This window comes from Fundidesulfovibrio sp. YSD1 (genome assembly GCF_055397115.1).
Window position 1 is genome coordinate 1708681 of the sequence record NZ_AP043666.1, and the last position, 23638, is coordinate 1732318.

Sequence of the window (23638 nt, forward strand, 5' to 3'; positions counted from 1 at the left end):
ACACCCAGAGGGAAAACCGCTTGCCCCGCAGGCGTTTTTTCGGCTATTGTTTTCGGGAGGAAACGCGTGATCCCCGGGATTGTCCCAGTGGTCCGCGTGCATTTGGCTCTAGAGGGTGGCTCTTTTTCGCGACAAATCACATCGATTTGGAAGGAGGACTTATGTCGGGCATGAGGAAAATGCGTATCATCGTGGCCATGCTGATCATGGCCCTGGTCGGCACGGCCCTTCCGGCCGCTGCCAAGAAGATGGTCCCGAAGGTGGACAACTTCATCCTGTTCCTTGACCACTCCAGCTCCATGGCGTTCTCCTACAAGGGTCAGCGCTATGTGCAGTTCGGCGGCGTGTCCAAGATCATGATGGCCAAGTCCACCCTGGTGGAACTCAACAAGCTGATCCCGGCGCTGCCCTACAAGGCCGGCCTGGCCACCTTCGCTCCTTACAAGGAGTACGCGAAGGTCGCCCCGTACGACAAGGCCGCCATGGACAAGGCCATCGCCCCGATCAAGACCGACTACGAAGCCTACGGCCGCATGACCCCCATGGGCAAGGGCCTGCAGGACCTGGACAAGGTCATCGGTGGCCTGTCCGGCAAGACCGCCGTCATCATCCTGTCCGACGGCGACTCCAACCTGGGCGTCGACCCCGTGGGCGTGGCCAAGCAGATGCAGGCCAAGTACGGCGACAAGATCTGCTTCAGCGTCATCAGCTTCGCCGACAACAAGCACGGCGAGCAGGTCCTGAAGGAAATCGCCGCCCTGTCCAAGTGCTCCTGCTTCGCCCTGGGCGAAGAGGTGCTGCGCAACCAGACCGCGCGTGAGAACTTCCTGAAGTGCGCCCTGTACGACTTCATCGACGACGAAGTGGTGATCTTCCGCTCCATCTACTTCGACTTCGACAAGTACAACATCAAGAAGGAATTCATCCCGGTCCTGGACGAGGGCGTTGCCATCATCAAGTCCAAGCCCGCTCTGCAGGTGATCCTTGAGGGTCATACCGACTCCATCGGCACCGAGAAGTACAACATGGGTCTGTCCATGCGCCGCGCCAACAGCGTGAAGGCCTACTTCGTGAAGAAGGGCATCGACGCCGGCCGCATCACCGCCGTCGGCTTCGGCGAGGCCAACCCCCGCTACGACAACAAGACCGCGGAAGGCCGCAAGATGAACCGCCGCGTCGAGATCAAGTTCAAGTCGAACTAGTCTCAACCGGACATCATCCGATCAAGAAGGGCGGGGCCTTAGGGCTCCGCCCTTTCTTTTTACGCAACGCGGTGTTGCCCTGGCGGCTTTCATGCCTTATCAAGGCCGCACTGCCCGCCCAGGAAAGCGGGCGGTACGCCTATCCAACGGAGGCCGATCCTATGATCAAACCCCTCGTCCCGGCCCTGGCCCTGTGCCTGGCCCTCACCGGCTGCGGCATGTTCGGAGCGGACAAACCCGCCCCCGCTCCCGCGCCCGTCGTCCAAGCGAAACCCGAACCGACGCCGCCGCCTCCGCCGCCGCCTCCGCCGCTCACGCACAGCGTCAAGAAAGGCGAAACCGTCGCCAGCCTGTCCAAGAAGTACGGCGTGACCGCCAACCAGCTCATGGCGGCCAACAACCTGCCCAACGCCAAGGCGCTCAAATTCGGCATGACTCTGACCATCCCGGGCAAGACAGCCGAACCCAAGCCGGTCGCCGAGAAGCCCGCCAAGGCCCTGGAGCCCAAGGCCGCCGCAGAGCCCAAGGAGAAGGCCGAGAAGCCCGCCAAGGGCAAGGGCTCGGACCCCTACGGCATCGAGTCCGCCACGGCCCCGGACAAGGGCAAGAAGAAGCCCGGCAAGGTCGACGACGACGCCACCTACGAGAAAATCAAGGTCGAGTTCCACGACTACGCCAAGAAGTGGCTGCAAAAGTCCGCCGCGCTCTCTCAGAACACCAAGGACCGCAAGGACGTGAAGATGGAGGACGGCCGCTACGTCGCCAGCTACGCCGTGATCCTCCTCGACACCATGCAGACCGAGGTCAAGCGCGTGGAGTACGACCACACCCCCTACGTGGGCCACATCACCTACCAGCTCGAGGTGCACCGCACCTACGGCCCCTCGGCGCAGGCCGCCCTGTCCTCTCGCGACGAGGAGGTCAAGCAGGAGTCCATGCGCGAGATCTTCAGCTACTCCGGCCAGCAGCGCGCCTGGAGGTAGCCCAAGCGCGCCACGCGCGCCGTCATGACCAACACGAGCCCGCCCGGACGCACGTCCGGGCGGGCTTTCGTTTTCGTGTGCCCGGCCCAGTGTGGCCTGACAGGGGCGAAACGAGAATTTTTCGATGAAAATGCCGCCATGGGGGTGTTTTTTTTCCGGAACTGTGTATAGTGAATTGACGTTCGTAATCATTCAGAACAAGCAATCTGCAACATATCGGAGGGTTAGCATGTCGCATCACAAGCATCACCATCACGACCGCGAGGACGAGTGCTGCTGCCAGAGCCTGGCCAGAGTCGGCAAGCCCGTTGAAGACTTCACCATGGACGTCTACGACCCCACCGAGGGCTTCTTCGGTCAGGTGAGCCTGGAGGAGATCCGCAAGCAGAAGAAATGGACCATCCTCTTCTTCTATCCGGCGGACTTCACCTTCGTCTGCCCCACCGAACTCGACGACCTGGCCCGCAAGCACGAGGAGCTCAAGAAGCTCGGTTGCGAGGTGATCTCCGTCTCCACGGACACCAAGTTCTCGCACATGGCCTGGCGCAACAGCGAGAGGCTTCTGGAGGGCGTGCGCTACAAGATGGCCGCCGACCCCACGGGCAAGGTCTCCCGCTACTTCGGCGTGTACGACGAGGCCGCCGGGCTGGCCCTGCGCGGAACCTTCGTGATCAACCCGGACGGCGTGCTGGTGTGCTCCGAGGTGAACTTCTACAACGTGGGCCGCAACGCCGACGAGTTGGTGCGCAAGATGGACGCCAACAGCTACCTCCTCGCCCACCCCAACGAGGCCTGCCCGGCCAAGTGGGCCCCGGGCTCCAAGACCTTGACACCGTCGGAGAAGATGGTGGGCAAGGTCTACGAAGCCCTGAACGAGTAGGCGGCGGTTCGCCCGTACCCCCGGGCTGCCCGGGGTTCGAGAGAGACGAGCGCGGCCGCCGGGGCATCCGGCGGCCGTTTCGCTTTCCGGTGGGGCGCAGCCCGCGTCCCATCGGCGCACACTAGAGCTGCGAGGTGACCATGGCCCGCATACGTTTCATTTCCGCGTCCGATCTCAAATCCCGCCTGGACCGGGGCGAAGAGTTCACCGTGCTGGACGTCCTGCCCCCGGAGCACTACGCGGCGCGTCACATGCCCGGCGCGCTCAACCAGTGCGTCTACGAGGTGGTGTTCCTTGATTCCGTGGCCGCGCTCCTGCCGGACAGGACGCGGCGCGTGGCGGTCTACAGCGCATCACACCGCTGCCAGGGCGCGCAGGACGCTGCGGAGAAGCTCATTTCAGCCGGGTACGAGGACGTTGCGGTCTGCCAGGACGGCATCGAAGGCTGGGCCCAGGCCGGGTTCCCCGTGGAGGGTCACGGCGGCGAGGAGCTGCCCGACCCGTCGCATCTCATGCCCTGGGCTCCCCTGATCGCCGTGGACCCGGTCGAGAGCCGCGTCGAGTGGACCGGCCGAAGCCGCACCGGACACCACGTGGGCACGGTCCCGCTCGTGCGTGGGACGCTGGGGTTCGAGGACGGCAGGCTTGCGAGCGGCAGCTTCGCCCTGGACGTGACGGGGCTTGCCGACGAGGACCTGGAGGACCGCTCGCTGGCGGGCATCCTGGTGGCGCACCTGCTCTCGCGCGACTTCCTGCTGGCTGACCAGCACCCCGAGGCCCTGTTCGCGACCACGCGCGTGCGTCCCATCCCCGGGGCCGCGCCGGGCTGCTGCAACTACGAAGCAGAGGGCCAGCTGACCATGCGCGGGCTCACCCGCGACCTGGCCTTCCCGGTCACGGCCGAGCGCCTGGACGACGGGCGCATCGTGGCCCAGGCCCACTTCGACCTGGACCGCACGCGCTTCGGGGTGAACTACGGCTCCGGGCGCTTCTTCGAGAAGCTGAGCTACCACCTGGTGCACGACCTGGTGGGCATCCAGGTGAGGCTGGTCACCGTGGCCAGACCCGCATAGGCGGGCCCAGGCCGTCAGGCGAACGCCGGTGAGCCGGGCGCGTCCGCCCGGCTCGCGAGGGACTGGCCGGGTCATAGAGAAGAACGAAATCATGCTTGACCATCCTAGACGACCGGTCTACTAAAGGCCTCGTGAAGCAGGACACCAGACAGGCAATCCTCGATGCGGCCGCGCCGCTCATCCACTCCCAGGGGTTCCACCGCACGGGCCTCAAGGAGATCCTGGACGCGGCGGGCGTGCCCAAGGGCTCGTTCTACTTCTATTTCAAGTCCAAGGAGGACTTCGGCCTGGCGCTCATCGACCACTACGCCGAGGCCATGCGCGCGCTGTCGGCCGGTGTCCTGGCGCGCGCGGACCTCGCCCCGCTGGCCCGGCTGGACGCCCTCTTCGCCGAGCTTTGCGGCGTGATGGAGCGCCGGGGCTGCGAACGGGGCTGCCCCATCGGCAACCTGGCCCAGGAAGTGAGCGACCTCTCCCCGGCCATGCGCGAGCGCCTGAGCCTGGCCATGGACGGGTTTTCGCGCACGGTGCGCGCCCTGCTGGACGAGGCCGCCGGGCGTGGCGAACTCCCTGCGGGGCTGGACCCGGCGGCCACGGCCGCCTTCACGGTGGACGCCTGGGAAGGGGCCATGCTGCGCGCCAAGACCGACAAGTCCCCCGAGGCGCTCAGGCGATTTCGGGATTTCGTGTTCATCAGGCTCTTCGTCTAGGCCCTTTTTCCTGGATCCGGCACTAGACGACCGGTCAACTACAAGGAGAATGCCATGTTCCTCATCCAGACCGTGGACCCGGCCGAAGCCGACGGCAAGGTGGCCGAACTCTACGGGACGTTCCCCGCGCACATCGGCGTGCCGCTGCCCATGCGCCTTCTTTCGGCAAGCCCCGGCATCCTCGAGCGCTCGGCCGAGACCATCCGCTACTACATGACGCATCCGCGCCTGAGCCCCGGGCTCCTGGCCTCCATCCGCTACGCCGTGGCCTCGCGCACCGGGCACACCGCTTGCGTGGAGCTGAACCGGGGGATACTCGAGAAGATGGGCTTGAGCGAGGCGGAGCTGGCCGAACTGGCGCGCTTCAGCTGCCAGCGGGCGGAGCTGGATGACGAAGAATCGGCCATGCTGGCCTTCGTGCTCAAGGCCTTCGACACCCCCCAGTCGGTGGTGCCGGGCGACGTGGAGGAGCTCAGGAAGCTCGGCTACACAGACGGCGACATCCTGGACGCGCTCTATCACGCCACGACCATGCTCGCGGGGTCGGTGCTCTTCAAGGCCTTCGTGCGCCAGTAGCCCGGAAACGCGAAAAAGCCCACGCCGCCCTCGGGATCACCCGGGGCGGCGCGGGCCGTCTGTTTCCCAGGCCGCTCGTCGCCGGGCGGCGGGAAGGTCACCCGCGCAGCTTGCGCAGGAGCCGAAACGAGCGCATGCCGTGCACCATCTCCTGGAGCTTCGTCCCGCCGAGCCCGAGGAAGAGCTTCACCGGCGTGGTCATGCCCGAGCGCACGAAGCGGTAGAGCACGTCGCGCAGCCGCCTGGCCCAGAGAAGCTCCGGGAATATCTCGGCCTCGAGCGCGCGGACGTAGACGCCGCAGGGGTCCGCCCCGTTCCGCGACGCCTCCAGGCAGGCCTGGGCGGCCAACTCGCCCGTGCGCAGCGCGTAGTGGATGCCCTCCCCGAAGAACGGCTCCACGAGCCCCCCCGCGTCACCGGCCAGGAGCACGCGCCCGCCGCACGGGCGCGCGAGCCAGTTGCCGTAAGGCAGGGGGTGGCCCTTCACGGCCAGGCCGTGGTCCCGGGGCAGGCCCAGAAAGCGCAGGAAATCGTCCAGGCAGGAGCGGATCATCCCGGCGGGCCTGCCGTGGTAGAGCCCGCAGATGCCCACGATCACACGGTCGCGGTGCGGGAAGCTCCAGGCGTAGCCCGCGTCGATGAACCCCGAGTAGATGGTGGGGAAGTCCGCCAGCACGTCCTCGTGCAGGCCTGTTTGCGCGGCGATCCAGGTGCGCGGCAGATAGAGCTCCAGGCCTATGCCCTGCTGCGGCCGCCACAGGGCGAGGTCGACGCCAAGGCCCGCGCGCACGGCGCTCAGGGCCCCGTCCGCGCCGATCACGTAGCGTGCGCGAACCTCGCGGCCGAGCTCCGTGCGCACCACGCCCCGGGCCGGGTCCACCGAGGCGACGGCCTCGCCCAGCGCCACTTCGGCCCCTGCCTCCCGGGCGCGCTCCAGGCAGAAGGCGTCGAACACCCTGCGCTCCACGAAATGGAAGGGGTAGACGAGGCTCTCGCAGGAGAGCTCCTGCCCCAGGTGGCGGATGCGGTAGCGCGAACTCTCGAAGTTGATCACGCCCGAAACCTTGAGTGCCTCGGGCGAACGCGCGAACACGCGCTCGATGGTGCGCACGGTCTTCCAGGTCAGAAGCCCGGCGCAGAGCTTGTCGCGCGGGAACTCCGCCCGGTCGAGCGCCAGCACGCGCGCGCCCGCGCGCGCCAGGACCACGGCGGCGGCCGTCCCTGCCGGTCCTGCCCCGGCGATGATCACGTCGTAGCCTGTCATCTTGCCCCCAGAGGGTCCACCTGATACCCCGTCGGACGTCCGGAGGCAACGATGCGCAACGCAGTGCGCCTGAAAAGCGTGGTTTTCGATTTCGACGGCACCCTGGCCCGCCCGGCGCTCGACTTCGCGCTGATGAAGGCCCGCGTGGCCGACCTGGCCGAGGATCGCCTGGGCCTGCGCCCGGAGCCGGAGGGGCTGCCCGCGCTCGAATGGATCGAACGGCTGGCGGGCCTGATGGACGGCCCCGAGGCCCAAGCCTTCCGCCACGGGGCCCACGCCATGATCCGCGAGATGGAGGCCCGCGCCGCCGCCAGCACCAGCCTCTTCGGCTTCGCCCGGCCCGTGCTGGCCAGGCTGCGCGAGCGGGGGGTGTCCCCGGCGGTGATAACCCGCAACACGCGGGCCTCGGTGTACGCGGTCTTCCCGGACGCGGACGGTTTTCTGGACGCGGTGCTCACCCGCGAGGACGTGCCCGCGGTGAAGCCCGACCCCGGGCACCTGCTGGCCGCCCTGAAGGCCGTGGGCGCCGCGCCCGGCGAGGCCATGATGGTGGGCGACCACCCCACGGACGTGCTCACCGCGCGCCGCGCCGGGACCCTGGCCGGGGCCGTGGCCAGCGGCGGCACGCCCCTGGAGGAGCTCAGGCGCTCCGGCCCGGACCTGCTGGCCGGCGACGCCGGGGAACTGGCGGGGCTTCTGGAGGCGCGCGGCCTCATCTGAGCGCGGCCGGGACGAAACCCGTGGCTCTGTCCCTCTCGATCACGGCCACGCCCATCAGGCCCGCGAAGCGCCGGATAACGGCAGCGGGCCGAAGCCCCACCCCCCCAAGCAATCCTTCCAACCCTCCCTGGGCCATGAAATGCCGGTAGAAGGCGTGGTGCTCCCGCCCGGCCAAGCGCTCGACCAGCCCCACGCCAAATGACTGGGCCAGCCCGGGAAGCCCACGGGCGGCCGCATAGTCGGCCACCAGCAGGAGCCCGCCCGGAGCGGTCACGCGGATCATCTCGGAGAGGATCAAGGGGCGAAGCTCCGGGGACTTCTCGTGCAGGGCCAGCGTCACGGACGTGACCGCGAAGAGGCCGCCCCCGAACGGCAGGCGGGCCGCGTCGCCCTGCACGAAGCGCCCGGCCCCGGGCAGCACGGCGGCCCGGGCCAGCATGGCCGGGGAGAGGTCCAGGCCCGTGGCCTCGAAGCCGGCCCCGGCGAAAAGCGCGCACTGCCTGCCCGTGCCGCAGCACACGTCCAGCGCCCGCCCCGGCGCTCGCGAGGAAGCAAGCGAGGTCACCAGCCGCCGCAAGGGCCCGAGCGCCCAGGCCGTGGCAGGATCGTAGAGCGCTGCCAGGCGGGCGTATTCGTCGCCGCGCCCGGCCACGGCCCGCACCTACCTGCCGCGCCCGAAGAGTTCGGCCAGGTCCCTGGCGCGCGCGGCCAGGCCCTCGGAGAGGTCCTCGTCCAGGCAGCGCCAGGTCCAGTTGCCCTTGGCCTTGGAAGGCATGTTCATGCGCGCCCTGCCGTCCAGTCCCAGAAGGTCCTGCATGGGGGCAACGGCCAGGCGGGCCACGCTCATGTAGGCCAGCCGCACGAGCTCCCAGGCCACGTCCCGCGCCGCCACCTCGCGGCCGAGGTACATGGCCAGCGAGCGCCTGCCCTCCTCGCCCGCGTCCGTCGTGTACCAGCCCAGGGTGGTGTTGTTGTCGTGGGTGCCGGTGTAGGCCACGCAGTCGGCGGTGTGGTTGTGCGGGGCGTCGCGGTTCTCGCCCACGCCCGGGCCGAAGGCGAACTGGAGGATCTTCATGCCCGGGAAGCCGAACCCGTCGCGCAGCTCGCGCACGTCCGGGGTGATCACGCCCAGGTCCTCGGCCAGGATGGGCAGCACCGGGAAGTGCCCGAGCAGGGCCTTGAAGAAGGCCGGGCCGGGCGCGTCCACCCAGGCCCCGTTCACGGCGGTCTTCTCCTCGGCCGGGATCTCCCAGTACCCGGCGAAGCCCCGGAAGTGGTCCAGGCGCACGAAGTCGTAGAGGGCGAAGTTGTGGGCCATGCGCATGATCCACCAGGCGAACCCCTGGGCCTGGTGCGCGGGCCAGTCGTAGACCGGGTTGCCCCAGCGCTGGCCGGTCTCGCTGAAGTAGTCCGGCGGCACGCCCGCCACGAAGAGCGGCTCGCGGTCCGGGCCCAGCTTGAAGAGCCCGGGGTTGGCCCAGACGTCGGCGCTGTCCTGGGTGACGTAGATGGGCGCGTCGCCGATGATCAGGATGTCGTTCTTCGCCGCGTAGTCCTTGAGTCTCTCCCACTGTTCGAAGAACAGGAACTGGACGAAGGCCTCCTTGAGGATGCGCCGGGCCAGGAGCTCGCGGCGCTCGGCCAGGGCGGCCGGGTCGCGGTCGCGCAGCTCGCGGGGCCAGCGCGTCCAGGGCAGCCCGCCCAGGGAGTGCTTCACGGCCTTGAACAGGCAGTAGTCGTCCAGCCAGTGGGCGTTGCGCTCGCGAAAGCGCGTGAAGGCGCCGTGCCCGGCAAGCGCGGCCTCGTGGCGGGCGAAGGCCGCGTCGAAAAGCCGGGCCTTGAAGGCCTCGGCCTCGGGGTAGGCGGCCTCGCGCGGGTCGAGCCCGGGCGTCTCGCCGATGTCGGCCGGGCCGATCCAGCCGTCCTCGGCCATGATCTCGGGGCTTACGAGCAGCTGGTTGCCCGCGAAGGCCGAGTCCGACGAGTACGGCGAGTTGCCGATGAAGCTCGACGTGGGCGTCAGCGGCAGTATCTGCCAGCAGGACTGGCCCGCCCGGGCGAGAAAATCCAGAAAGCGCCTGGCCCCGGGGCCCATGTCGCCCACGCCGTACGGGCCGGGCAGGCTGGTGACGTGCAGGAGCACGCCCGCCGCGCGTCTGTGCATGCGGTTCTCCTTGTGGTCGTGAATGGCGTCAGCAGGCGCCCGCCGCGCCGGTGCGCAGCTTGTCCTCGAGTTCGCCCACGGCGCGCTCCACCTCGGCCATGCCCGGGCCCTGGGACAGGGCGGCCGCGGCCACGCTCACGGTGACGGACACCCCGTGGTGCGCGAGCGACTCCACGGACTGCGCGGCCCTGCGCGCGAAGGCTTCCAGGCCCTGCGGGCCGCACCCGGGGAGGAACACGCCGAAGGAGTCGCTGCCGAGCCTGCCCAGGATGTCGCGGCCGCCCAGCGCCTCGCGCACGCAGGCGGCCACCGAGGCCAGCACCATGTCGCCCAGGCGCTGGCCGTGGACGCGGTTGATGCGGCCCAGGCCGTCCACGTCCAGCACGGCGAGCCCTGCGGGCTCCGCTTTCCGCGCGCAGAGAAACACCAGCGGGTCCACGACCATGAAGAAGCCGCGCCGGTTGAGCACGCCCGTGAGTTCGTCCGTGTGCGCCCCGACCGCCAGGGCCTTGGACTCCTCGTGCAGCCTGGTCAGAAGCTCGCCGATGAGCATGACTTCCGGGGACAGCCCGCCGAAGCGGCCCAGCGATTCGACGAAGAAGCGGATGTGCCTGGCGTAGTCGTCGGCCGGGTTCTCCAGGGGCAGGGGCAGGCGGGAATCCTGGGCGAAGCGGAACAGGGCCTCGAAGGCCGGGTGCATGAGCGCGGCCTCCAGGCGGTAGCAGAGCACGAAGGCCTGGCCCGGCCCCCCGGGATGGTCCGCGCGGCTCAGGAGGCCGCGCACCTCCCTGGCCGTGACGGCCAGGGCCTCCAGGGTGGAGACGGGGTCGGCAAAGAGGTCCGGCAGGCGTCCCTGGCGCGCGAAGTCCAGAAGCGCCTCCCAGAAGGCCACGTGGCCCTTCTCCTCCACGGCCATGGCCTGCCAGAAAGCGGCGAGCTCCGGGCCGGCCTCTCCCGCCGCGAGGCGCAGGTAGGCGTCCTCGGCCATCCTGTCCATCTCCAGGCAGGAACGGATGATCTCCACGAGGATGGATTCTGTCATGGCACGGCTTCCGGGGATGATCTGCAAGATTTGCCCAAAACAACCGGCCTGTCAATCAGGCCTGCCCTTCCGCCTCGTCCACGGTCCGTTCGATGCGCCCCACGAAGCGCTCCATGAGCGCCACGCAGTTGCGCAGCACCGCCGTGCGGGCGCGCTCGGCCTTGTCCTTGCGCCCAAGCGCGGCGTCCACGGCCGCGCGCGCCAGGCCGAGCTGGCGCTCCAGGCACTCCTCGGCGCGCCTGGGGCTTATGTGCCCGGCCGCCGTGAGGTAGACCAGGGCGGGGACGAAGGGCAGGTCCAGCCTGCCGTTGCCTTTGAGCGAAACGAGCGCCTCGGTGAGCGAGGGCATGGGCTTGAAGCGCCCTGCCGTGACCCCGTAGTAGGGCAAGAAGAGCGAATCGCGCCTGATGGCCTCCTGCCTGGCCTCGAGAAGCTCGCGCTGCGCCGGGTCCGTGAGCCTGCCGTTTTCGAAGAGCGCGGGCGCGGCATCGGAGAAATCGCACGGCAGCCTGGAGGCGAGGGCCTGAAGCGGCACGTTCTGGAGCATCTCCGGGTAGAGCGGGTCCAGGGGGAACACGCGGCAGCCCAGGGGCCTCGTCTCGTAGATCGAGCACGTGCCGGCTTCGCCCAGGGCCGGGCAGAAGGTCCTGCCCCCGGCGAACTCGCCCAGGCCGCAGGCCGTCACGGACACGAAGCTGGCCACGCGCTCGCCCTTGACGCGCGTCAGCCCGGAGCGGAACACGATGTCCCTGCTGGCGTCCAGTGCCAGCTTGTCCTTGCGGAAGGCCAGGGTGGTCAAAAGCTCGTCGTGGGTGATGGGCACCTGGGGCTTGTTCCTGGAGAAGTCCCCCAGGTCCCAGGTCTCCACGGTGAGCGCCAGGGCCAGGAGGAAACGGTCGTCGTACTCCAGGGCCTCGGCCAGGCCCAGGGGGATGCTCGCGCGGCAGCATTCCCCGCAGCGCGTGCAGGCGAAGCGGATGTCCTTCATTTTCGGGTGGCGTCCTTTGCTCTGGTTGGTCTATGGAACGGGCATGACCCGTTACGTCTGCATCCACGGCCACTACTACCAGCCGCCGCGCGAGAACCCCTGGCTCGGCGAGGTGGAGGTCCAGGATTCGGCCGCGCCCTACCACGACTGGAACGAGCGCATCGCGGCCGAGTGCTACGGCCCCTGCGCACAGGCGCGCATAGTGGACGCCCAGGGCCGCATCGTCAACATGGTCAATATCTATTCGCGCGTGAGCTTCAACTTCGGCCCCACCCTGCTCTCCTGGATGGAGCGCCACGCCCCGGGCGTGTACGGCGCGGTGATCGAGGCGGACCGCCTCTCGCGCAAACGCTTCGGCGGGCACGGCTCGGCCGTGGCCCAGGTGTACAACCACATGATCATGCCCCTGGCAAGCGAGCGCGACAAGCGCACCCAGGTGGCATGGGGCATGGAGGACTTCCGCCGCCGCTTCGGGCGCGACCCCGAGGGCATGTGGCTGCCCGAGTGCGCCGTGGACACGGCCTCGCTGGAGGCCCTTGCCCGCGAGGGAATCCGCTTCGTGATCCTGGCCCAGCGCCAGGCCGCGCGCTCGCGCCGCCTTGGCCGGTCCCCGGGGCCCTGGCGCGCCCACGACGGGGACATGGACCCAACGGCCGCCTGCCTGGTGAACCTGCCCTCGGGCCGGGCCATCACGGCCTTTTTCCACGACGGCCCCATCTCCTCGGACCTGGCCTTCACCCACCTGGCCCGCGACGGCCAGGCCCTGTACGCCCGCCTCATGGGGGCCTTCACGGACCACGGCCGCGACTGGCCGCAGCTGGTGAGCGTGGCCGCCGACGGCGAAACCTTCGGCCACCACCATCCCGGAGGGGACATGGCCCTGGCCTGGTGCCTGGACCGCCTGGAGCAGGACCCCGCCGTGCGCCTGACCAACTACGCCCAGTACCTGGCCCGGCACCAGGCGGCCTTCGAGGTGGAGGTCCGGGAGAACTCCTCCTGGAGCTGCGTGCACGGCGTGGAGCGCTGGCGCTCGGACTGCGGCTGCAACTCCGGTGGCAGGCCCGGCTGGACCCAGGCCTGGCGCGCGCCCCTGCGCGAGGCCGTGGACTGGCTGGGCGGCCAGGCCCGGGACGTGCTCGGTCGCTGCGGCAAGGGCCTCTTCAAGGACCCCGGAGAGGCTCTGGACGGCTTCATTTCCGTGATGCTCGACCCCTCCCCCGGGTCTGCTCGGGCCTTCCTGGAGCGCCACGGGACGGGGCCGCTCTCCCCCCTGGAGACCGTGACCGCGTTCAAGCTCATGGAGATGGGGCGCATGGCCCAGCTGGGTTTCACCAGCTGCGGCTGGTTCTTCGACGAGATCTCCGGGGTGGAGGGCGTGCAGATACTGCAATACGCGTCGCGCTGCGTCCAGCTGGCCGAGGAGGTCTCGGGCCAGGCCTTCGAGGAGCGCCTCCTGGCCATGCTGGCCAAGGCCCCCTCCAACGTCCTGGAGAACGGGGCCCAGGCCTACGACCGCCACGTCCGCCCCGCCCGTGCGGGGCTCAGGCACGTGGCGGCCCACGCGGCCATGGCCGCGCTTTTCTCCGAGAAGCCCGAGGAGTACGCCCTGGGCTCCTGGCGCGTGGGCACGCGCGGCCTGGGCGTGTCGCGCTCGGCCGGGGCGGCCCTGGCTTGCGGGCGTTGCCGGGTGGAGTCGATGACCACGCGCGAGAGCCAGGAGTTCGTGTTCGCGGCCCTGCACCTGGGCGGGCACCAGGTGATCTGCGGCGTGGACCGCGAGGCCGGGGGGGAGGACGTGCGCGGGCTGCGCGCCAAGCTCTCCGAGGCTTTCGAACGTGGCGACCTCGCGGCCGCGCTCACGGCCCTGCACACGCGCTTCGGCGAGAACACCCATTCCCTGGCCAGGCTCTTCAAGGACGAGCAGCGCGCCGTGCTGGCAGCCCTCACGGCCCCGGCCGTGAGCGCGGCCGTGGAAGCCTACCGCCGCGTGTTCGAGGCCAACCTGGAGAGCCTCAAGTTCCTCTCCTGGCTGCACTCCCCGCTGCCGCGCGAGATCGTGGACGCTGGCCGCCACGCCGTGCAGCGCGACCTGGAGGATATCTTCGCCGCAGACCGCCTGGACGCGCCCGCGCTCAGGCAGGCCACGGACGCGGCGCTGCGCTGGGGCCTGGAGCTGGACCGGGGCAGGCTCGCGGTGCTGGCCGGGCGCTGGCTGGCCCGCCTGGCCGCGCGCTTCGAGGCCAGGGCGCGCGACCCGGTGAGGATCGAGGAACTTCTGGAGGCGGTGGAGCTCTGCCTGCCCCTGAAGCTTGACGTGAACCCCTGGCAGGCCCAGAACGCCTGCTTCAGGGCCGTGGCGAAAACCTACCCGGCCATGAAGGCCAGGCCGGAGGCGCAGCGCTGGGTGGCGGCTTTCGAGCGCCTGGCGCGCGTGCTCAAGGTCAGCCTGCCCGGCAGTGCGGGTCCATGATCCAGCCCTCGAAGGCGAGGACCGCCGGGTCCAGGGCTTGCGGCCCGGGCAGCAGGGTCCCGGCTTCGAGCTCCCCCAGGGCCCAGGCCGCCTGGGCCGCGCAGACGAAGGCGTCCAGGTAGTCCCCCTTGGCGTCTGCCGCCATCAGCGCGGCCTCTTCCCCGCCGAAACGCACGCGAAGGCCGTAGGCCTGCCGGAAACGCTCCGAGGCCATGGCCCCGAGCATCTCCTCGCGCCGCTGCCTGCGAAGCCCGCGCTGGGCGATTGGGCCTTCCTTGTAGCTTTCCCCGCCGCAGAAGCGCGCGGCAAAAACCCCGGGATAGACCTCGAAGAGCTTCCTCGAATCCCCGCGCATGCGCTGGGGCACCACGTCGCAGGGGCAGTCCGGCAGGAGCCTCGCCGCCTGGTGGAACATGAGCCCCACGGGCGGGAAGTCAACGTGCATGGGGCTCGACGCGCCTGCCGCGATCCCGGCCAGGCGTCTGCGCTCGCGCACCCCGCGTTCGTCCTTCGGGCAGGACTTCATGAGCGCCTTGAAGGCATCGGGCGAAAGCGCCGCGACGCCCCGGAGGTAGTCCTCCCAGGCCATGGGCCAGCGCGCGGGCAGCCCCCCCGCCGTGAGGAAATCCCCTGCCTGGGCCAGCAGGCTCGCGGGGTGGGAGAAGGGGAAGTCGCAGCCCATGGCCCAGGGGCCGGGGGAGGCCAAAAGAGCGGCCAGGGGCGCGAAGGATTCGAAGGCCTCGAAGCCTTCCAGGGTCAGCGCGCCGCCGCGCAGGCGGCAGCGCGCCACGGCCAGGGGCTTGCCCCTGCCGGGGGAGCTGGTGAAGTCGAGGCCGTAGACGCGCATGTTTCCCGGGCCCCGGGCCGTCCGGCCGAAACGCCGTCCGGTTTCCCGGGCCTTGCGCCGGGCGGTCGAACCGCCCGGCCTACCTCTGGGGCTTGAAGACCACCATGCCGAGCGGCGGCAGGGTGAGCGTGAGCGAATGCTCCCGGCCGTGGCACTTCTGGCCCTCGGCCATGACGGCCCCGGCGTTGCCCACGCCCGAGCCGTGGTACCACTGGGAGTCGGAGTTCAAAACCTCGCGCCACAGCCCGCCCTGGGGCACGCCCACGCGGTAGTTCTCGCGCACCACGGGGGTGAAGTTGAAGCAGGCCAGGGTGACGTCCGAGGGGTCGTTGCCCAGGCGCAGGAAGGAGAGCACGCTGGCCTCGGAGTCGTGGAAGTCCACCCACTGGAAGCCCTTGTGGCTGAAGTCGGTCTCGTGGAGGGCCGGGTCGGCCTTGTAGAACGCGTTCAGGTCCGCGAGCCAGCGGCGCACGCCCGCGTGGCCGGGGAAATCCAGGAGCGCCCAGTCCACCTGCCCGTCGTGGTTCCACTCGGACCACTGGGCCACCTCGCCGCCCTGGAACAGGAGCTTCTTGCCCGGGTGCGTCCACATGTAGCCGTAGAGCAGGCGAAGCCCCGCGAACTTCTGCCACTCGTCGCCGGGCATCTTGCCGATGAGCGAGCCCTTCCCGTGCACCACCTCGTCGTGGGAGAGCGGCAGCACGAAGTTCTCGTTGAAGGCGTACCAGATGGAGAACGACAGCTGGCCGTGGTGGTATTTTCGGAAGACCGGGTCCTTGGAGAAGTAGTTCAGGGTGTCGTGCATCCAGCCCATGTTCCACTTCATGCCGAAGCCGAGGCCGCCGAGGTAGGGCGGGCGCGAGACCATGCCCCAGTCCGTGGATTCTTCGGCGATGGTCTGGATGCCGGGGAATCCCGTGTAGGCGGCCTCGTTCAGGCGGCGCAGAAGGTCGATGGCCTCCAGGTTCTCCTTGCCGCCGAAGCAGTTGGGCACCCACTCGCCTTCCTTGCGGGAGTAGTCCAGGTAGAGCATGGAGGCCACGGCGTCCACGCGCAGGCCGTCGGCGTGGTAGCGGTCCAGCCAGAAGAGCGCGGAGGAGATCACGAAGGCGCGCACTTCGTGGCGGCCGTAGTTGAAGATGTAGCTCTTCCAGTCCGGGTGGTAGCCCTGGCGCGGGTCCTGGTGCTCGTAGAGGTGCGTGCCGTCGAAGAGCCCCAGGCCGTGGCCGTCCGTGGGGAAGTGCGAGGGCACCCAGTCCAGGATCACGCCGATGCCCGCGCGGTGCAGCTCGTCGATCAGGTGCATGAAGTCCTGCGGGGTGCCGTAGCGGCTGGACGGCGCGAAGTAGCCCACGGTCTGGTAGCCCCAGGAGCCGTAGAAGGGGTGCTCCATCACGGGCAAAAACTCCACATGGGTGAAGCCCATCTCCGTGAGGTAGCCGGGCAGCTGCTCCGCGAGCTCGCGGTAGGAGAGCGAGTGCCAGGTGTCGTGGTGGCGCTTCCAGGAGCCCAGGTGCATCTCGTAGACGGACATGGGCGCGGTGAAGGCGTCCGTGGCCGCGCGCTTCTCCATCCAGGCCGCGTCGCTCCAGGAGTGGCCCAGGTCCCAGACCACGGAGGCGGACTTGGGCGGCACCTCCCAGGCCAGCGCGAAGGGGTCGCCCTTCTCCAGGTGCCTGCCGTGCACGCTGGAAACGATGTGGTACTTGTAGACCGTGCCCTGCCCGAGCCCGGGCACGAAGCCCTCCCAGATGCCCGAGCCGTCCAGGCGCACGGTGAGCGGGTGGGCCTTGCGATCCCAGCCGTTGAAGTCGCCGATCACCGAGACCTTGCGGGCATTGGGGGCCCAGACCGCGAACAGCGTGCCCTCCTTGCCGTCCACGGTCATGAGGTGCGAACCCAGCTTCTCGTAGAGCCTGAAGTGCGTGCCCTCCTTGAAGAGGTAGATGTCGTGCTCGGTGAAGAGGCTCACGCCGTGGATGACGTTCTGGGACATGCTCGCGCTCCTGGATTTCTTGGCGATAGCCATGGAGCATAGGCCAAATGCGCGGCAAGGGAAAGGGGCTTCAGTCAACCGCCCAGTCGGGCACGAAGCTCCTGGCCGCGCGAAGCTCCCGGTCGAACCCGCGCGCGCCCGGGAGGACGTCCTCCAGGAAGCGCCAGTAGTCCGGCGAATGGTTCAGGTGGATGGTGTGGGCAAGCTCGTGGAGGAGCACGTAGTCGGCCAGCCGCGAGGGCAGGAAAAGGAGCCTGGCGTTGAGCGAGATGAGCCCCCTGGACGAGCAGCTGCCCCAGCGCGTGCGCTGCATGCGCACGCAGGCCCCGGAGAACGCGAGCCCCGTCTCTGCGGAGAGCACGTGCAGCCGCGATTCGAGCTCCCGCGAGGCCTCGCGCCTGAGCCAGTTGCGAAGCCCCTTGCAGACCATGTCCCGCCTGGCGATGGTGCCCGAAACCAAAAGGCTCGACGGCCCGGCCCGGCGCACGGCCACCGCCCCGTCACCGGCCCTGTAGCGCACGTTCACCGAGCGCCCCACGGCGCGCAGCTCGACCACGGACGGCGGCGGGGCCGCGTCCCGGACGGGGGCGGCCTGGGCCACGCGGCGCAGGTGGCGCTCCACCCAGTCGAGCCGCCCGGCCACGATCCCGGGGACCAGCGCGGGGTCGAAACCCTCGGGCGTGACCACGGTCAGACCCTGGCCAGGGGCGATGACCAGGCGCACGCGCCTGGCGCGGGAGCTGGCGCGCACGCGGAAAGGCGGCAGCGGGGAGGCCTCGCTTTGCATGCGCCAAGTATGGGCCATGGCGCACTTGCTGTCAAAAACTGTATGACGTATGTAAGGGGCGCCCAAAAGTGACTCTTTTGTAGTTTCTGGTAGTTAGGGGGGTCGTACATGTCGTTTGCATTCACCAACGTCCGCATTTCCGTGAAACTTGCCGTAAGCTGCCTGGTCTTCGCGCTGCCCATCGCCGTGCTGACCTTCTTCACGGTGCGCGGCCTGGACAAGGATATCGATTTCGCCCGGCGGGAGATGCGCGGCAACGACGCGCTTCGCCCCATGGTGCGCCTGCTGGAGAGCCTGCCCGAGGGCCCGACCGGGAAGGCCCAGGCCGCCAGGGCCTTCTCCGACCTGGGCGTGTTCATGGCCAAGGACGGCGAGGCCTTGCAATTCACGCCCGCCGACCTGGCCAAGCGCGGCCGCGACGCCCTGGCCCCGGCCAAGGTGGAGTCGCGCTGGCGCTCGCAGGGGGACTCCCCCGCGCCCGAGGCCCTGGACGCGCTCATGGCCGACGTCAGGGGCATGATCGCCCACGTGGGCGACACGTCCAACCTGATCCTCGACCCGGACCTGGACAGCTACTACCTCATGGACGCCGTGCTCCTGGCCCTGCCCCAGACCCTGGACCGCACGGCCAAGGCCCTGCGCGACGCCATGCCCATGACCGGCGGCAACGACCTGTCCCTGGCCGAGCGCAGCACCCTGTCCGTGCACGCGGCCATGCTCAAGGAGGCCGACCTGGAGCGCATCCGCGCGAGCATCGACACGGCCCTCAAGGAGGACGAGGCCTTCTACGGCAGGTCCGAGTCGCTCCAGGCCGTGCTCCCGGCCAAGGCCCAGGCCTACTACAAGGCCGCGGAGGAGCTGATCAAGACCTTCGAGCGCATGGCCAAGGGCGGCAAGCTGCGCAAGGAGGACCTGGCCAAGGCCGGGGCCCAGGCCAGGAAGGCGGGCTTCGAGCTGTGGGAGGCCACGTCGACCGAACTCGACAAGCTGCTGGAGAAGCGCACGGAGCACTACCGTGAGCGCAAGCTCTGGGCGCTCGGGCTCTCCATGGGCGCGGTGGCCGTGGCCTGCTTCGGGGTCTTTCTCATCGCGCGGGGCATCGTCACGCAGCTCTCCGGCATCCGGGCCTACGCGCGCAGGGTTGCCGCCGGGGACCTGGAGTCCCCACCCTTCGCCGGGTGCCAGGGAGAGCTGGCCGAGCTCTCCTCGGACATCCAGAGCATGGTCACGGAGCTGCGCAAGCGCCTGGGCTACACCCAGGGCCTGCAGAACGCCTTCAAGGTGCCGCTTTTGGTGGCCGACGCCGAGGGCCTGGTGACCTACACCAACCAGGAGCTCCTGGACTTCATCGAGGTGGAAGGCAGCCCCCAGGACTGGTTCGGGCTCACCGTGGCCCAACTGGTGCGTAACGACGCCAGCCAGGAGACGGTCATGGGCAACTGCCTGCGAGACAACCGCTGCGTGTACAAGGCCGAGATCGCCTTCACCACGCGCAAGAATAACATCCGCCACTCGCTGGTGGACTCCGAGGTGCTCACGGACCTGGACGGCAAGATCATCGGCGTGGTGGGCGTGCTCACGGACATCACGGACATCAAGCGCCACGAGTCCGAGCTGGAGAAGCGCAACAGCGCCCTGGCCCTGGCCGCCGGGACCTCCCAGGAGATCGCCGTGAGCCTGAACCAGGCCATGCGCAGGCTGGCCGAATGCATCGGCCAGGCCGCCGAGGGGGCGACGCACCAGAACGAACGCGCCTCCGACACCGTGGAGGCCATGGCAGCCATGAACGCCTCGGCCCAGCAGGTGGCGGACCTGGCGGGCGAGGCGGCGCTCAGCGCCGACGACGCCAAGGGCACGGCCACCGAGGGCGCGGACATGGTGCGCACGGCCGTGGACTCCATCGCGGCGGTGCGCGCCCAGGTGCTGGAGCTTCAGAACAAGATGCGCGAGCTGGGCTCCCAGGCCGACAACGTGGGCAAGGTGCTCCAGGTGATCGGCGACATCGCGGACCAGACCAACCTCCTGGCCCTGAACGCCGCCATCGAGGCGGCCCGCGCGGGCGACGCCGGGCGCGGCTTCGCCGTGGTGGCCGACGAGGTGAGAAAGCTCGCGGAAAAAACCATGCAGGCCACCCACGAGGTGGGCTCCACCCTGGACGCCATCCGGGGCGGCGCGGCCCAGACGCTCCAGGCCACGGAGAAGGCCGCGCGCGAGATCGTGGAGTCCACGCGCCTGGCCGAGTCCTCGGGCGAATACCTGGGGCGCATCGTGTCCATCGTGCAGGGCTCCTCGGAGCAGGCCAAGGCCATCGCCCACGCCGCCGGGGACCAGGCCCGCGCCAGCGCCCGGGTCAACGAGGCCGTGGCCGAGATCGAGGGCGTGTCCTCGCGCACGGCCCAGGGCATGGAAGAGGCCTCCCGGGCCCTGGACGAGGTGAACCGCCAGGCCGAAAGCCTGGAGGAGCTCATCCGGGGGATGCAGGTCTAGCCTTTCCCGCTCCTGCGCGGCCCTGAGCCGCTTCCTCCTCCAGCGCGCACACCGCGCACGCGCAGGAGTGCTCCAGTTCGTCCAGCAGTTGGCAGGCCTGCTCGGTCCGGCCCGAAAGGGCCGCCTCCTCCACCCTGGCCGCCAGGGCGCGCACGCCCACCGCGCCAACCACGGCGGCCGAGCCCTTGAGGCTGTGGGCCGCCCTGGCCGCGCCCGGGGCGTCGCCCTGCTCCAGGGCCGCCCTGGCCGCGCCTACGCGGCGCGGGGCCTCGTCGCGGAAGATGGACAGGATGGTGGCCAGCACCTGCTCCTTGCCCGCGTACCACTTGCGCACCCACTCGCGGTCGATCTCCGCCTGCTCCCGGGCCGCGCCCCGGGGCCTGGACGCCGGGCGCTCCCCGCGCGCCACCCGGCCGAGGATGTCCGAAAGCTCGTCCAGGTCCACGGGTTTGACCACGCAGGTGTCCATGCCCGCCTCCAGGAAGCGCTCCCTGTCGCCCTTGATGGCGTGCGCGGTCAGGGCCACCACGGGCAGGGCCGGGTCCACGCCTGGAATCTTGCCGGAGCGGATGGCGCGCGTGGCCTCCAGGCCGTCCATCACGGGCATGGACACGTCCATGAACACCAGGTCGAACTTGCCCGAGGCCAGCTTCTCGAGGGTCTGGACGCCGTTTTCCGCCACAACCACGTCGTGGCCCTCTTCCTCCAGGAAGGTCCTGGCGAAGATCTGGTTGGCGGGTTCGTCCTCGGCCACGAGGATGCAGAGCCGCCTGCCCGGCGGGGCCTGCTCCCCCTCCGCCCGGACGGCGTCGCGCGCGTCCAGGGTTTCGCCCTGGCGCGCGGGCGCGGCCGGCTTGAGCGGCAGCTCGAAGTGGAAGGTGGAGCCCTCGCCCTCGCGACTCTCCACCAGGATGCGCCCGCCCATCATTTCCGCCAGCTGCCTGGATATGGCCAGGCCCAGGCCCGTGCCGCCGAAGCGCCTGGTGGTGGCCGCGTCGGCCTGGGTGAAGGTGTCGAAGATGGCCTCCAGCTTGTCCTCGGGTATGCCTATGCCCGTGTCGCGCACGCTCACGCGCATCTCCCCCCCGGGAACAGGCCCGGCCGTGAGCTCCACCGAGCCCTGGGGCGTGAACTTCACGGCGTTGCCCAAGAGGTTCACCAGCACCTGCCTGAAGCGGGCCGGGTCGCCCTCGATAAGGCGCGGCGTATCCGGGGAGATGCGCACGGCCATGGCCAGGCCCTTGCGCGCGGCCTGCACGCCCAGGGTGCGCGCGGCCTGGTCGATCACCTCGCCCGGGTCGAAGGCCTCCTCCTGCATCTCCAGGCGTCCCGCCTCGATCTTGGAGAAATCCAGGATGTCGTTGATGATGGTCAGAAGCGAGGCCCCGGCTTCGGCCACCCCTTCCAGGAAGCCCGCCACCTCCGGGTCGCGCTCGCGCCTCTGCGCCAGGCGCGTGAGCCCCAGGATGGCGTTCATGGGGGTCCTTATCTCGTGGCTCATGTTGGCCAGGAACTCGCTCTTGGCCCTGCTGGCCTGCTCGGCCTTGAGCCTGGCCGCGCGAAGCTCCTCCTCCATGAGCTTCTGCTCGGTGACGTCCTGCACGAGGCCCTCGAACAAGGCCACCCCGCCGTCCTGGCCGCGCATGACCACGGGGGTGTTGCGTATCCAGCGCACGGCCCCGTCCTTGCGCCGGATGCGGTGCTCGATGGGCTCGGGCTCGTGGCCGGTCATCACGGCCTCGAAGAAGCGCAGCACGGCCTGCCGGTCCTTCTCGTGGACCAGGCGGCGCCAGAGCAGGGGGTCGGATTCGAAATCCCTGGACGCGTAGCCGGTCACGCCCTCGCAGCCCGGGCCATGGGTCACGGAGGCGATGCGGCCCTTGTCCAGGCGCACGGTGTAGATGTAGTTGGTCACGGAGGCCAGAAGCCTGCGGTAGCGGGCCTCGCTGGCGGCCAGGGCCTGGTCCGCTGCGGCCAGGCGGGAGCGCCTGCGCCCCTGGGCGGCCAGGGTGTCCACGAGGCGGGAGAGGAAATCCATCACCGCGCCCAGGCGCTCGGGCTCCACCACCGGGGTGCGCCTGAGCATGTCCAGGTGGAAGTCCTCGGGCACGCCGCGCCGCCTGGCGACCCCGCGCTGGAACTCCTCGTCCGGGGGCGCGCAGAGGAACTGCCCCAGGTGCACGCTGCCCAGGCACTCGCCCTCCGCCACGATGGGGGCGGCCGCGTCGCAGAAGCCCATGAAGCACTTGAACAGCGCGTAGTGCCCCCCGCACGGGCCGGGGTCGAGCCCGAAGAACGCCGAGCCCCTGCGGCAGGCCAGGGCCGCGCAGCCCGGGGGAAGGTGGTTGATGCCGCAGCCCTGCATCCAGCCGGCCGAGGCCGCCACGGAGCCTGTGCGGTCCACGACCACGGACGCGAGCCCGGTGGCCTGGTAGAGGCTTGAAAGAAGCTCCGCAAGGGCCTGGATGTCCACCAGATCCTCGAGGCGTTGAGCCATGCGCGCTCCTTTGCGTCCCGACGCGTTTCGGGTTCCGGACCACACAACGCCAGGGCCGGTTGTTTGTCAATCTTTGGTTGTTGTTCACCGGGGGGCTTTGCCGTAAGCAGGAACGAAAAACGGACGCGCCATGATCCCCAAGGAACTCCTCCCGCTCTTCCCCTGGTTTTCCGGGCTGCTGGGCCTGATTCTGGGCAGCTTCTACACGGTGTGCGTGCACCGCTACCTCACGGGCCAGTCCATCGTGCTGCCGGGCTCGCACTGCCCTCAATGCGGACGCAAGCTCAAGGCCTGGGAGAACATCCCGCTCCTGTCGTTCCTGCTCCTGAGGGGGCGCTGCGCCGGTTGCAAGGCCCCCATCTCCTGGCGCTACCCGCTCATGGAGGCCGCAAGCTGCGCCTGGGCCACGGCGTTGGCCCTGCATTTCGGGCCGGGCCTCGCGTGGATCATGCTCATGGCCGTGGGCGGGGTGTTCCTGGTGGCCTCGTTCATCGACCTGGAGATCTTCATCCTGCCGGACATCCTCACCTATCCGGGCATCGTCCTGGGCCTGGCCACGGGCGTGCTGGCGCTCGGGCTGCCCGCGACCGACAGCCTGATCGGCGCGGCGGCCGGGGCCGGGCTCTTCTGGCTGCTGCGCTTCGTGCACATGCGCGCGCGGGGCGTGGAGGGGCTCGGGCTCGGGGACGTGAAGCTCATGGCCATGATCGGCGCGCTCACGGGCTGGATGGGCCTGCCCCCGGCGATCCTGTTCGGGGCGGTGAGCGCGCTGGCCCTGGCCCCGGTCTTCAGGATGCTCGCCAAGGGGGAGGACGGCCCCCTGCGCATCCCCTTCGGGCCTTTTTTGTGCCTGGGGTGCATGCTGGCGCTTCTCTGGGGGGAGAAATTCATGCTGCTTCTGGCGGGACGGCTCTAAGGCCGGGCTCGCGGCGAAACTTCGCCGCAAGGGGCG

At 69.6% G+C, this 23638-nt stretch carries 19 protein-coding genes; 10 read left to right on the forward strand and 9 right to left on the reverse strand.

Annotated elements, in window-relative coordinates; genetic code table 11:
• The first annotated feature begins 170 nt into the window (after positions 1-170).
• The 6 genes from ACZ5V4_RS08000 (at position 171) to ACZ5V4_RS08025 (ending at position 5424) form a co-directional block, all read left to right on the forward strand.
• Positions 171-1202, forward strand: a complete 1032-nt coding sequence (locus ACZ5V4_RS08000) for an OmpA family protein (RefSeq protein ID WP_464317653.1) — start codon at positions 171-173, stop codon at positions 1200-1202.
• A gap of 161 nt (positions 1203-1363) precedes the next feature.
• Positions 1364-2185, forward strand: coding sequence for a LysM peptidoglycan-binding domain-containing protein (locus ACZ5V4_RS08005; protein ID WP_464317654.1), 822 nt, complete (start codon positions 1364-1366; stop codon positions 2183-2185).
• Positions 2186-2414: 229 nt separating this feature from the next.
• Positions 2415-3065, forward strand: a complete 651-nt coding sequence (locus tag ACZ5V4_RS08010) for a peroxiredoxin (protein ID WP_464317655.1) — start codon at positions 2415-2417, stop codon at positions 3063-3065.
• A gap of 140 nt (positions 3066-3205) precedes the next feature.
• On the forward strand, positions 3206-4138 hold the full coding sequence (locus ACZ5V4_RS08015; protein ID WP_464317656.1) for a YceI family protein: 933 nt from the start codon (positions 3206-3208) through the stop codon (positions 4136-4138).
• 131 nt (positions 4139-4269) lie between these two features.
• Entirely contained in the window at positions 4270-4848 is a 579-nt protein-coding gene (locus tag ACZ5V4_RS08020) for a TetR/AcrR family transcriptional regulator (RefSeq protein ID WP_464317657.1), read from the forward strand.
• Positions 4849-4902: 54 nt separating this feature from the next.
• Complete coding sequence (locus tag ACZ5V4_RS08025) at positions 4903-5424, forward strand: carboxymuconolactone decarboxylase family protein (RefSeq protein ID WP_464317658.1); 522 nt, start codon at positions 4903-4905, stop codon at positions 5422-5424.
• A 97-nt stretch (positions 5425-5521) separates the two neighbouring features.
• Here the strand turns inward: ACZ5V4_RS08025 and ACZ5V4_RS08030 are convergent, their stop codons facing one another.
• Positions 5522-6688: an NAD(P)/FAD-dependent oxidoreductase gene (locus tag ACZ5V4_RS08030; protein WP_464317659.1), complete on the reverse strand. Its 1167-nt coding sequence runs from the start codon at positions 6686-6688 to the stop codon at positions 5522-5524.
• 51 nt (positions 6689-6739) lie between these two features.
• Here ACZ5V4_RS08030 and ACZ5V4_RS08035 point away from each other — a divergent pair, with 51 nt between their 5' ends.
• The gene (locus tag ACZ5V4_RS08035; RefSeq protein ID WP_464317660.1) at positions 6740-7408 is read left to right on the forward strand and encodes an HAD family hydrolase; all 669 of its coding nucleotides are present in this window, start codon (positions 6740-6742) and stop codon (positions 7406-7408) included.
• Here ACZ5V4_RS08035 and ACZ5V4_RS08040 read toward each other — a convergent pair.
• From ACZ5V4_RS08040 to ACZ5V4_RS08055, 4 genes are read right to left on the reverse strand one after another with little or no spacing between them, the layout of a single operon-like run.
• On the reverse strand, positions 7401-8060 hold the full coding sequence (locus tag ACZ5V4_RS08040) for a class I SAM-dependent methyltransferase (protein ID WP_464317661.1): 660 nt from the start codon (positions 8058-8060) through the stop codon (positions 7401-7403). The two genes, ACZ5V4_RS08035 and ACZ5V4_RS08040, sit on opposite strands and share 8 nt — an antisense overlap.
• Before the next feature lie 9 nt (positions 8061-8069).
• Positions 8070-9572, reverse strand: a complete 1503-nt coding sequence (gene malQ, locus ACZ5V4_RS08045) for a 4-alpha-glucanotransferase (RefSeq protein ID WP_464317662.1) — start codon at positions 9570-9572, stop codon at positions 8070-8072.
• A gap of 28 nt (positions 9573-9600) precedes the next feature.
• Positions 9601-10614 (reverse strand): diguanylate cyclase domain-containing protein, encoded by a 1014-nt coding sequence (locus ACZ5V4_RS08050; RefSeq protein ID WP_464317663.1) that lies wholly within the window; start codon positions 10612-10614, stop codon positions 9601-9603.
• Between the two features lie 55 nt (positions 10615-10669).
• On the reverse strand, positions 10670-11602 hold the full coding sequence (locus ACZ5V4_RS08055) for a YkgJ family cysteine cluster protein (RefSeq protein WP_464317664.1): 933 nt from the start codon (positions 11600-11602) through the stop codon (positions 10670-10672).
• Between the two features lie 43 nt (positions 11603-11645).
• Here ACZ5V4_RS08055 and ACZ5V4_RS08060 point away from each other — a divergent pair, with 43 nt between their 5' ends.
• Entirely contained in the window at positions 11646-14072 is a 2427-nt protein-coding gene (locus ACZ5V4_RS08060; RefSeq protein WP_464317665.1) for a DUF3536 domain-containing protein, read from the forward strand.
• Here the strand turns inward: ACZ5V4_RS08060 and ACZ5V4_RS08065 are convergent.
• The 3 genes from ACZ5V4_RS08065 to ACZ5V4_RS08075 form a co-directional block, all read right to left on the reverse strand.
• On the reverse strand, positions 14044-14919 hold the full coding sequence (locus ACZ5V4_RS08065) for a DUF429 domain-containing protein (RefSeq protein WP_464317666.1): 876 nt from the start codon (positions 14917-14919) through the stop codon (positions 14044-14046). The two genes, ACZ5V4_RS08060 and ACZ5V4_RS08065, sit on opposite strands and share 29 nt — an antisense overlap.
• A gap of 79 nt (positions 14920-14998) precedes the next feature.
• Positions 14999-16915 (reverse strand): 1,4-alpha-glucan branching protein GlgB, encoded by a 1917-nt coding sequence (gene glgB, locus ACZ5V4_RS08070; protein WP_464317667.1) that lies wholly within the window; start codon positions 16913-16915, stop codon positions 14999-15001.
• Between the two features lie 70 nt (positions 16916-16985).
• Positions 16986-17720 carry a YgjP family zinc-dependent metalloprotease gene (locus ACZ5V4_RS08075; protein ID WP_464317668.1) on the reverse strand — a complete coding sequence of 245 codons (735 nt, stop codon included), beginning with the start codon at positions 17718-17720 and terminating at the stop codon, positions 16986-16988.
• 90 nt (positions 17721-17810) lie between these two features.
• Between ACZ5V4_RS08075 and ACZ5V4_RS08080 the strand changes: the two genes are divergently transcribed.
• Positions 17811-20189, forward strand: a complete 2379-nt coding sequence (locus tag ACZ5V4_RS08080) for a methyl-accepting chemotaxis protein (protein ID WP_464317669.1) — start codon at positions 17811-17813, stop codon at positions 20187-20189.
• On the opposite strand, the gene ACZ5V4_RS08085 is transcribed toward ACZ5V4_RS08080, so the two are convergent.
• Positions 20167-22686: an ATP-binding protein gene (locus ACZ5V4_RS08085; RefSeq protein WP_464317670.1), complete on the reverse strand. Its 2520-nt coding sequence runs from the start codon at positions 22684-22686 to the stop codon at positions 20167-20169. The genes ACZ5V4_RS08080 and ACZ5V4_RS08085 overlap by 23 nt on opposite strands.
• 130 nt (positions 22687-22816) lie before the next feature.
• Between ACZ5V4_RS08085 and ACZ5V4_RS08090 the strand changes: the two genes are divergently transcribed.
• Positions 22817-23602 (forward strand): prepilin peptidase, encoded by a 786-nt coding sequence (locus ACZ5V4_RS08090; protein ID WP_464317671.1) that lies wholly within the window; start codon positions 22817-22819, stop codon positions 23600-23602.
• Positions 23603-23638 lie beyond the last annotated feature (36 nt).